Raw genomic sequence first — 678 nt, forward strand, 5'->3', positions numbered from 1 at the left:
ACAAGTTGCATACCATGGTGCACACAGTTAAGGCGCGTGTATTCGATGCAAACCAGCACTTCAGCGACTAATAAAACCGAACCTCTAGGGGCAGAGCTCAGGTCTTGCGGTAAAGAATAATCCTCGTTCACACCATAGTAATCTAGCACGGTATAACGCGTTACGAGATTGGGTAGCTCACCCAATCGCCGAGCGTATTGTGTAAGATAATTGATGATCAACATGCCATATTTTGAGAAATTTGCTCGCGAAACGAACGCCTGTACACCTATGTCTATGTAGTGCTGACCATCACCTATCTGAGGGCTTTCGCTCACAACCATAAGCTGCACTCCCCCTGAAAGACTTCGACGTAAATCAGCCACAAACTCCTTGCTCGACATACGTTCTACCATGTCCGATACGATCACAAGATGCGGTAAGCCGGCGGATTTACCTATTTGCTCTTTGAGCTTGACCATATTGCTCGCATAATCGATTCGACTGACCAGCCCTTTCAGACTCCGAGCAATTACACTTTTTGCCTGGTCTGGGAGATCATAGACGAGTACGTGCAAGTGCTTTAACGCACTGTACTCATTTAAAGCGAGTAAAGAGTTCGCCGGCTTACCGCATCTTGTGATCGTATCGGACATGGTAGAACGTATGTCGAGCAAGGAGTTTGTGGCTGATTTACGT

General features: G+C 46.9%; 1 protein-coding gene. It reads right to left on the reverse strand.

Going from position 1 to position 678, the window contains the following annotated elements; genetic code table 11:
- On the reverse strand, positions 1-635 hold a 635-nt coding region (locus A3750_RS23230), incomplete at its 3' end, for a hypothetical protein (RefSeq protein ID WP_156498880.1).
- Between the last annotated feature and the right edge of the window lie 43 nt (positions 636-678).

Source organism: Oleiphilus sp. HI0079 (assembly GCF_001635105.1).